Below are 7,996 nucleotides of genomic sequence, written 5' to 3' on the forward strand. Positions count from 1 at the left end.
GGGTTTATCAGATTGGCGAGCAAGAGCGTTACCCCCGCCACAAGACCTTCGTGTTTAAGAGGCACGAGGAAAAGGATTGGCAGCAGCAGGAACGCGCTCCCACCAAGCATGAAAAAATCGATGAACGGACCGAAGAGATATTTCTGCGGGGCGACTGAAACCGGGGCATCCGCCGAAAGGTGAAGTGTCATATTGTCTTCCCCTGTGGTTGTTTATCTCTGGACAAGATCTTTACACAGCTACTGAGACAGAATGAAACATCGATTGGCATCGAGCGCCGTGACCAAGGTCCCGCTATGCGTCCGGCAACGGCCCATATAATCGGGCAGCCAGTATCGAAGCATATCCGTCAATCCCGCAATGCCAAGCCAGGTTGACGGCAGCCAATCTTCTGATGGGGATCATGCCGGCGCAGGAATTTGCGCAGCGGCAACTCGAACCGAATGTACATCCGCCAAGCGAAAAGAACTGACGTGGCTGTGCCGATCACGATGATAAGGTCCGGAGAAATCGGAAAAGCCGTCCACACCATCAAAAGCAGCGTTATCGGCAGAGTGTGGATCAGATACAGCATATAGGAGGCATCACCGAGAACCGTCCAGACGCTAGGCTGCGCATCGATCTGCATCGTGCCGAAGACGATCATCGCCGCCGGCAGACCATAGACCAGCACACGCTGGAAGCCGTTATCGCCCGCGAGGAACTCCATCGTGCCCCCTTGCGGCGCTAAACCAATGAACCCGACAGCGATCATCGCCGCAGCGCCGACCGGCAGGCACCACACCGCCGATTTCCACCTAGGTGCATAGGCGAGAACGACGCCAAAGCCGAACTCGATGATCAGCGGGTTGCCAAGGAACTGCAGCACTGGACCCGCCGAGCGAAATATCATTGCGAGGCCGAACATACCAACGAGTCCCGGCAGCAGTCGCCGGTCGATGAGAACGATGGTGGCGGCGGCGTAGAACAGCATTTCGAAGCACAGCGTCCAGGCGGCTGGCAGTGCGGGCGCGGTCATTTGATCGGTAGCTGGCCATAGCAGGAGCGTCGCCAGCGCGTCCCGCCAGCCGAAGCCGGTTTTGTAGGCGACGATCGCATACGGGATGCTGATCAGTAGGTAGAGCGGAACAATGCGCCGGAACCGTCTCCAAGCGAAGGATCGCCAAGTCAGACCAGGTGCCGTCTTAGCAATAATCACCCCCGATATGACAAAGAAGATGTCTACGCCTGCGTAGCCGGCCACCTGAAAATCATGAGGCAACAGACCATTAGATCCGGTGGCCTTAACCGCAGTCTGGGCTGCATGGACATATACGACCATCAGCGCGGCAACGAAACGAAGTATTTGCAAAGACCAGATCAACAGGGTGGGCCCCGATGCTGACTATTAACCGCTTGGATTGATACCTGTCCTACCAAGAAACCGAGGCAAAAGCATGGGAACACGCCGCGCATAGTCGTTATACTCGGGGAAAGTTTGCCGCAGGATGGCTTCTTCATTTTTAGCGCGTCGATACTGTAAAAGAAACTGGAGCGAAGCTATGACCATCATCAACATCGAAAAATGCGAGACGACCGTTCCAATAATGAATATTGCCTCGCAGATGTACAAAGGATGGCGGACAATCGAGTATGGGCCTGTGGTAACCAGACGCCGAGCCGTAGCCATGAGAGAGAATGATCGGCCTAGCCAATAAAGGCAAATGAACGAACTGGTCGTCCCAATGAAAATGAGGCCAAGAGCCGTCACTTGTGCTGCCTCGCTATCCAACGCTGGCGTCAGAAGCATTGCTACCAACATCAGAAACGTCCCCGCTACTGAGGTTATCCTTGGTTCAATCCCTCGAGCTGTTCCCTTCGGTGGAAGGCGACTGACCGTCATGAGAACCTGCAATAGCAAAAACACCGTCGCCGCCGCCTGGGTAGCGACGGCCAGCGAACTTGCCGATGTGTCCTGGCGGAAATAGACGAGTAGTGGAATCGCGCTGAATACAGCCAGGATCGTCATAACAAAGACGATGGCGATACGCCCTAGAAAATCCTCGGTTAACATTCCTCCCCCCTGCCAAGCCGCATTTAAGCACTACTTCCATGTTGCAGCAAGAAGATGATTTCCGAAGGGTAAACGCATGCGCCTCTTTCATTTTTAATTAATCTTGCCTGCCTATCATCACCGGATGCCGAAACTTCTTTCCCTGCTTCGCGTCCTGGCACCTACCTCACTTGCCCTTTCGGCCATCCTGATCATCGCGCTCAGCCCTCACAGCGCGACGTTCGCTTTCTGGTCGATGTTGCCCATGAGTCCCGCCTGGGGGCCAATGCTTCCGTTCGGCGCGCGGGCTGCCGCCGTTCAGTTAAGCTGATCCAGTATCCCAGAGCTGCTCGCCAGCACCACACTTTTGTAGATCACGAACGTTACCGTACAGATCGCCGCGACCGAGATTGGCACGCCGAACGGCACAACGCCTTTCCGGTCGAGATGCTGAACATAGACGCGGAAGGCGCCTGCGGGCAGCAGGAACGGATTTTTCATGGCCATTGCAGTGACAAGGGCGAAAACGAGCAGCAGCATGGAAAACACGACGAGATCGGTTCCGCCGGTCAGAAAAGGGACGACCGCCATCAGCTTGACGTCGCCGGCGCCGATCTTGCGTAATATCCAGAACGGGAACAACGCAAGAAACAGCACGAGGCCGGCAACCGCGCTCAAGCCCATGTCCCACCAGGACCCGGATCTGAGCAGCAGCAACAACAGCGATCCCATGCCCAGGCACAGCAGCAGCAGCACATCGCGATTGGCAATCTTCTGCGTCGTGAAGTCGAGCCATGCGATCCTGGCAAGCAGAGGGATGGCGAGAGCCTTCAGCAGCAGCGCTTCGACAATCAGCATGCTAGCGCTCGATGTTCTGCACGCTCGACGACAGAAGCTTCAGATTGTTGGCTACTGTCGGATCGTTGGGCGCCAGCTCATAAGCCTTGAGGAAATTCGAGCGGGCGTCCTGCAGCTTGCCACGCAGCAAATAGGAATAGCCGACATTGTTGTAATATTCGGGCGATGCGCCAACCAGCTTGAAGGCCCTGGCATAGGCGCGGTCGGAAAGGTCGAAGCGGTGAATCCGGTCGGTGCAAGCGGCCAGTCCCATCCAGGCGCCACCATCATTGGGCGCCAGTTGCGTGGCCTTGAAGAACAGCGCGCCGGCATTGCCGTAATTCTCGGCACGGAACTGATTCTTGGCTTCGGCAACGGCCTGGTCCGAGGCATAATATTCGACATCGCTGACCGTCTTCAGCCCGTCGAAAGCATCGCCAAAAGACGTCACATCGCCTTTTGACGGCTCGTTGGTGCGAACGACACCATCGGTGGGGTCCGCCGTCTGGCAGCCAGCAAGCACTGCCAACAACAGACAGGCCGCCGCCGCGATAGCCCTCTTCATACAGATTCCCCCAAGGGTCTCGGACCTCATATTAGAATCAGATCATACACGCAACTAAAAGAAAATGCCCTTCATTCGGATAATGACCGGCAGCATGATCACCATCATCACCACCGGGAAGATGCATAAGCCCAACGGAATCATCATCTTCACCGGCAGAGAGTTAGCGCGCTCCTCGGCGTGAAGTATTCTCTGTCCGCGCATCTCTTCGCTGTAAACACGCAAAGCGTCGGTCAGGCTGGTACCGAGCTCTTCCGACTGCCGAAACAGCACGGCCAAAGCCCGCGCTTCGTCAAGCCCGATTCGGTCGGCGAGGTCGCGCAACGCCTCGCGCAACGGCTTGCCGGCACGCAACTGCAGATTCATGATCGCGAGTTGGATGCCGAGCCATTTATGAGTGCCTGCCAGTTCGCTGCTGACACGCTCCACCGCTGCCTCCAGGCTCATGCCCGCGTCCGCACAGGTGATCATCATATCCATGAAATCGGGAAAGGCGCGGCGATAGATCTCCTTCTGCGCATTCTCGAAGCGATCGAGCAGGATGGCCGGAACCACGATGCATGCGAGCCCGAACAGAGCTGAGCCGGCAAAACCTACGAAACCTGGCATTTGAGGTGGGAGCACTCGCGACAAGAGCGCATAGGCAGCCAGAAAGCCGACACAGACGCCACCAAGCCGCGACAAGGTGTAAATGAGCGGAGCGCTGGCCTGATAGAAGCCGGCTCGAAACAGCTTCGCCTCAAGCGCATTTGGTTCGTCCCGCTCCTTCTCCATCGACCGGAAATAGGCGTCGACCGGCCGCTGCGCGGCAATTTTTGCAAGCAGTTCCTGTCCGGCGAGCGAACGGCGATCGGCAATCCCTTCCGCCATCAGGCTCTGCGCGACCAGCGTCCGCGTCTGCAACGCCGGCAAGAAGACAAGCGCGCCGAACAGGAACAACGCAACCGCCGCCACAAAGACGGCAACAGAGATCAAAACGCTCAGATCCTGGATGTTCGAAAACAAGTTTTTGCTTCGCTCCCGTCAGAAATCGAAATTGACCATGCGGTACATGATAAAGTCGCCCAATAGCGCCCACAGCCCGAAAATCGTGAACACTGGCAAGATAATCGGACTGCCCCAGACGGAGCCGTAGTAGGACGGGGCGAGCAGCAGAAGGATCAGGAACATAACCACCGGAAACAGTGAGATGATCCATGCCGACACACGACCCTCGCCCGAAAGCGCGCGAATCTTCATCCTGAGTTTCTGCCTATCGCGCAGCACCACGGAGAGATTGGCCAGGATCCCGGTAAGATTGCCGCCCGTCTTGGACTGGATCGACAGCGCCACCGACAACAGATGAAGGCCCTCGAAGCCGACACGCTGCGAAAGCTTTCGCACGGCCTGCTCTATGCTCAGACCAAAGGTGATTTCATCGGAGACAATGCCGAACTCGGTGCCGAGCGGATCCGGCATTTCCCGCGCTACGAGCCCGACCGCCACCGAAGCCGGATGGCCAGCTCGCAACGAACGGACGATCATGTCCAGCGCATCCGGGAGCTGTCTTGCAAATTTCAGAATTCGTTTGTTGCGGGCGCGGCGGAGAACCAAAAGCGGCAGGCCGAATCCGACTACCAGAAAAACGATGAGCGACGCCAAGGCAGAGAAGTGCAACAAGATCGACATCAGCAACGCAAGTGCCAGTCCAGCGCTGAGAAACGTCGCAGCGAAAAATATCGGGTTTCCAGTAATACCGGACTGAGTATAGAGCCTGTTCAGCCAGATCATGCCAAATAGAAAATCACCCGACTCCGTCAGCCCACGTTCGCGCAGCAACCCTTGCAGGGTCTGTTCAGCTGGCGCTTCGTCAGCCAGCCGCCTCAGCCGATGGTTGATCACGCCCATCCGCGACCGGCGACCGGCAAACGAAAGATATAGTGCCTCTCCGGCGAGAATGACCGAGGCCGCCGCGAGCATGTAGATGAAGTACAGCAGAGCTTGACCCGTCGGCATCAGAGGGCAACCTGCGGGTTGAAGGCATCCTTGGCAAAATGATGCCCGAGCGTCGCCGCCTCCTGAGCGAAGCGCGGACGGACACCGGTTGCGCGAAAATCTCCGACGACTTTGCCTTCGGCTGTGACCTCTCGGCGGACGAAATGATAGATTTCCTGAAGCTGGACGACATTGCCCTCCATCCCGGTGATTTCCGATATGGAGGTGACACGCCGGCCTCCGTCCGAAAGACGCTGTGTCTGGACGATGATGTCGATGGCGGATGCGATCTGCGCCCGGATTGAATCATGCGTCATCGGCATGCCCGCCATGCCGACCATCTGTTCCAGCCGCGAGATCGCATCGCGCGGCGTGTTGGCGTGGATGGTGGTCATCGAGCCTTCGTGGCCCGTGTTCATCGCTTGCAGCATGTCGAAGGCTTCCTCGCCGCGCACCTCGCCGACGATGATGCGGTCCGGCCGCATGCGCAAGGCGTTTTTCAGCAATTCGCGCTGGCGCACCTCGCCCTTGCCCTCGACATTGGGCGGACGCGTTTCCAGCCGCCCGACATGTGGCTGCTGCAATTGCAGCTCCGCCGCATCCTCGATGGTAATCAGGCGCTCCTTGGAGGGTATGTAGCTCGACAGCGCATTGAGCAAGGTGGTCTTGCCGCTGCCGGTGCCGCCCGAAACAAGGATCGACTTGCGAGCCTGCACGGCGATCCGCAGCAATTCGATCATGGGCGGACGGATCGAATTGAATGCCATCAAACGCTCGAGCGAATAGGGATTTTTCGAGAATTTGCGGATCGACACCAGCGGGCCGTCGACCGAGACCGGCCGCACCGCGATGTTGACGCGCGAACCGTCTTCCAACCGCGCGTCGACCATCGGCGACGATTCATCGACACGCCTGCCAATAGCCGAAACGATCTTGTTGATGACACGCAGCAGATGCGCCTCATCCCGAAACCGGATCGGCGTTTCTTCGACGATGCCACGCCGCTCTATGAAAACGCGCTTGTGGGTGTTGATCAGGATATCCGTAATGGATTCGTCCTTGAGCAGCGGCTCGATCGGCCCGAGACCCAGCATCTCGTCAGCCGTGTCGCTGGTCAGCAGATCGAGTTCGCGGGCATTCAGCGGCACCGCACGAGCGCGAACGAACTCGCGCACGATCGGCCGGATCTCAACCAGGATCTCATCCTTGGAGGCAATTTCAAGAGCAGTCAGATTGAAGCGATCGATAAGGTGGCGATGAAGCTCGACCTTGAGCGTCAGGAAATCGTCACCATAGGATTCGATTTCGGCTACGGGAGATAGTGCTGGGACAACAGCCAGCGCCGCGGTCGGCTCGGCTCTTGCCTCGACCTTCGGATCGCCTGGCCCCTTGATGAACCGCCCCAGCATAATCGCTTATACTCCCCTTGGATGCGTATTAGCGGAAACTAAACGTTAACCAACGGGGGCACAAGCGTCTGAACGCCCTACGCACAGCCAATACTTTCGACATAGTTAAGAGCAAGAGCCCGAAATCCATTGTTTATTTAATGCAGGCTGGCGTCCGAAATTTCCCAATTGCCCGCGGTTTTCGGGCTCATCCGTTTTTTGGCGCGAAAACCGGGTGAATGCCCGCCTAAGCCCTTAGATATAAAGGAATATGCGTTATAGCTAATGCTTCCCTAATTCCGCCACATCAACGGCTGAATTGTGAACGAATGGTTAAGGGCGATTGAAAAATCAAAAGAATCAATCCCTTGGGAACAATCGAATTTGTAATCTTCTTGCCGAATCAGGTACATGAAAGTTAAGGAACTCTTAATCTCGTTTGACTCTGCGTTTTCTCGGGACCTAGGATCGAGATGACGGGGGATGCTTGGGTATGGATTTCATCCTTTGCTCTGTCTCGTCGGGTTCAAACCTCCAAAGGGAGAAATTGACATGAAGAAGCTCATGACGATGACCCGGCAGTTCCGCGACGATGAAAACGGCGCTGCCATGGTCGAATACTCAATCCTGATCGGCATCATTGCCGCAGCATCGATCGTGGCGGTTATCGCTATCGGCGGGTGGGTCGGCAGCCAGTTCACCGGCCTTTGCGCGAAGATCTCCGGCAAGGGCCTCGACGCTGCTGGCACTGGCACCGGCACTTGCGCCACGCCTAGTTGATCAAGAAAGGCCGGAATGGCCAGGGAGTGATGGGCATGAAGTGGCTTATCGAGGTAGCCGGGCAGTTCCACGACGATGAGAACGGCGCTGCCATGGTGGAATACTCGATCCTGATCGGCATCATTGCCGCGGCATCGATCGTTGCGGTTATTGCCATCGGCGGATGGGTCGGCAGTCAGTTCACCGGCCTTTGCGCGAACTTGAACACCAAGGGTTTATCCAGCACTGGCGGTGCCGGCGGCACTTGCTAAGAATTTTCTGGGCCGGAATCGCTCGATTTCGGCCCAGGATTATGCGCTTTGAAGGGGCTGACATTCGCCCGGCGGGCGATGGTGGGGTGGGAAGATGCGCGTCAATACACTTATCATGATCGTTCTCGCCGGCGTGTTCGGCGTGCTGGCGGTGGTGCTCGCCGATATC

At 57.1% G+C, this 7,996-nt stretch carries 9 protein-coding genes and 1 pseudogene; 2 read left to right on the forward strand and 8 right to left on the reverse strand.

The window, feature by feature from the left end; translation table 11 throughout:
• From EN935_RS13610 to EN935_RS13645, 8 genes and pseudogenes are all read right to left on the reverse strand, one after another.
• Positions 1-191, reverse strand: a pseudogene (locus tag EN935_RS13610) (hypothetical protein); the annotation flags it as partial.
• Positions 192-349: 158 nt separating this feature from the next.
• Positions 350-1,363, reverse strand: a complete 1,014-nt coding sequence (locus tag EN935_RS13615; RefSeq protein WP_127262119.1) for an acyltransferase — start codon at positions 1,361-1,363, stop codon at positions 350-352.
• Between the two features lie 24 nt (positions 1,364-1,387).
• A complete protein-coding gene (locus EN935_RS13620; protein ID WP_127262120.1) occupies positions 1,388-2,053 on the reverse strand; it encodes an isoprenylcysteine carboxylmethyltransferase family protein in 666 nt (221 codons plus the stop codon).
• Between the two features lie 297 nt (positions 2,054-2,350).
• The gene (locus EN935_RS13625; RefSeq protein WP_109670094.1) at positions 2,351-2,890 is read right to left on the reverse strand and encodes a prepilin peptidase; all 540 of its coding nucleotides are present in this window, start codon (positions 2,888-2,890) and stop codon (positions 2,351-2,353) included.
• 1 nt (position 2,891) lies between these two features.
• The gene (locus EN935_RS13630; protein WP_109670096.1) at positions 2,892-3,434 is read right to left on the reverse strand and encodes a tetratricopeptide repeat protein; all 543 of its coding nucleotides are present in this window, start codon (positions 3,432-3,434) and stop codon (positions 2,892-2,894) included.
• 54 nt (positions 3,435-3,488) lie between these two features.
• Positions 3,489-4,439, reverse strand: coding sequence for a type II secretion system F family protein (locus tag EN935_RS13635; protein WP_127262121.1), 951 nt, complete (start codon positions 4,437-4,439; stop codon positions 3,489-3,491).
• Positions 4,440-4,457: 18 nt separating this feature from the next.
• Entirely contained in the window at positions 4,458-5,429 is a 972-nt protein-coding gene (locus tag EN935_RS13640) for a type II secretion system F family protein (protein WP_109670100.1), read from the reverse strand.
• On the reverse strand, positions 5,429-6,817 hold the full coding sequence (locus EN935_RS13645) for a CpaF family protein (protein WP_127262122.1): 1,389 nt from the start codon (positions 6,815-6,817) through the stop codon (positions 5,429-5,431). Before EN935_RS13645 ends, EN935_RS13640 begins: the two co-directional genes overlap by 1 nt.
• Positions 6,818-7,348: 531 nt before the next feature.
• Between EN935_RS13645 and EN935_RS13650 the strand changes: the two genes are divergently transcribed.
• Positions 7,349-7,576 carry a Flp family type IVb pilin gene (locus tag EN935_RS13650; RefSeq protein WP_109670104.1) on the forward strand — a complete coding sequence of 76 codons (228 nt, stop codon included), beginning with the start codon at positions 7,349-7,351 and terminating at the stop codon, positions 7,574-7,576.
• A complete protein-coding gene (locus EN935_RS13655) occupies positions 7,573-7,827 on the forward strand; it encodes a Flp family type IVb pilin (RefSeq protein WP_348629886.1) in 255 nt (84 codons plus the stop codon). Before EN935_RS13650 ends, EN935_RS13655 begins: the two co-directional genes overlap by 4 nt.
• Positions 7,828-7,996: the final 169 nt, after the last annotated feature.

The organism is Mesorhizobium sp. M7D.F.Ca.US.004.03.1.1 (assembly GCF_003998635.1).
Classification (GTDB): domain Bacteria; phylum Pseudomonadota; class Alphaproteobacteria; order Rhizobiales; family Rhizobiaceae; genus Mesorhizobium; species Mesorhizobium loti.

Coding starts and splice junctions, on each gene's coding strand:
- EN935_RS13620 (WP_127262120.1), bottom strand. CDS start 2,053: ATGTTAACCGAGGATTTTCTAGGGCGTATCGCCATCGTCTTTGTTATG.
- EN935_RS13625 (WP_109670094.1), bottom strand. CDS start 2,890: ATGCTGATTGTCGAAGCGCTGCTGCTGAAGGCTCTCGCCATCCCTCTG.
- EN935_RS13630 (WP_109670096.1), bottom strand. CDS start 3,434: ATGAAGAGGGCTATCGCGGCGGCGGCCTGTCTGTTGTTGGCAGTGCTT.
- EN935_RS13640 (WP_109670100.1), bottom strand. CDS start 5,429: ATGCCGACGGGTCAAGCTCTGCTGTACTTCATCTACATGCTCGCGGCG.
- EN935_RS13645 (WP_127262122.1), bottom strand. CDS start 6,817: ATGCTGGGGCGGTTCATCAAGGGGCCAGGCGATCCGAAGGTCGAGGCA.
- EN935_RS13650 (WP_109670104.1), top strand. CDS start 7,349: ATGAAGAAGCTCATGACGATGACCCGGCAGTTCCGCGACGATGAAAAC.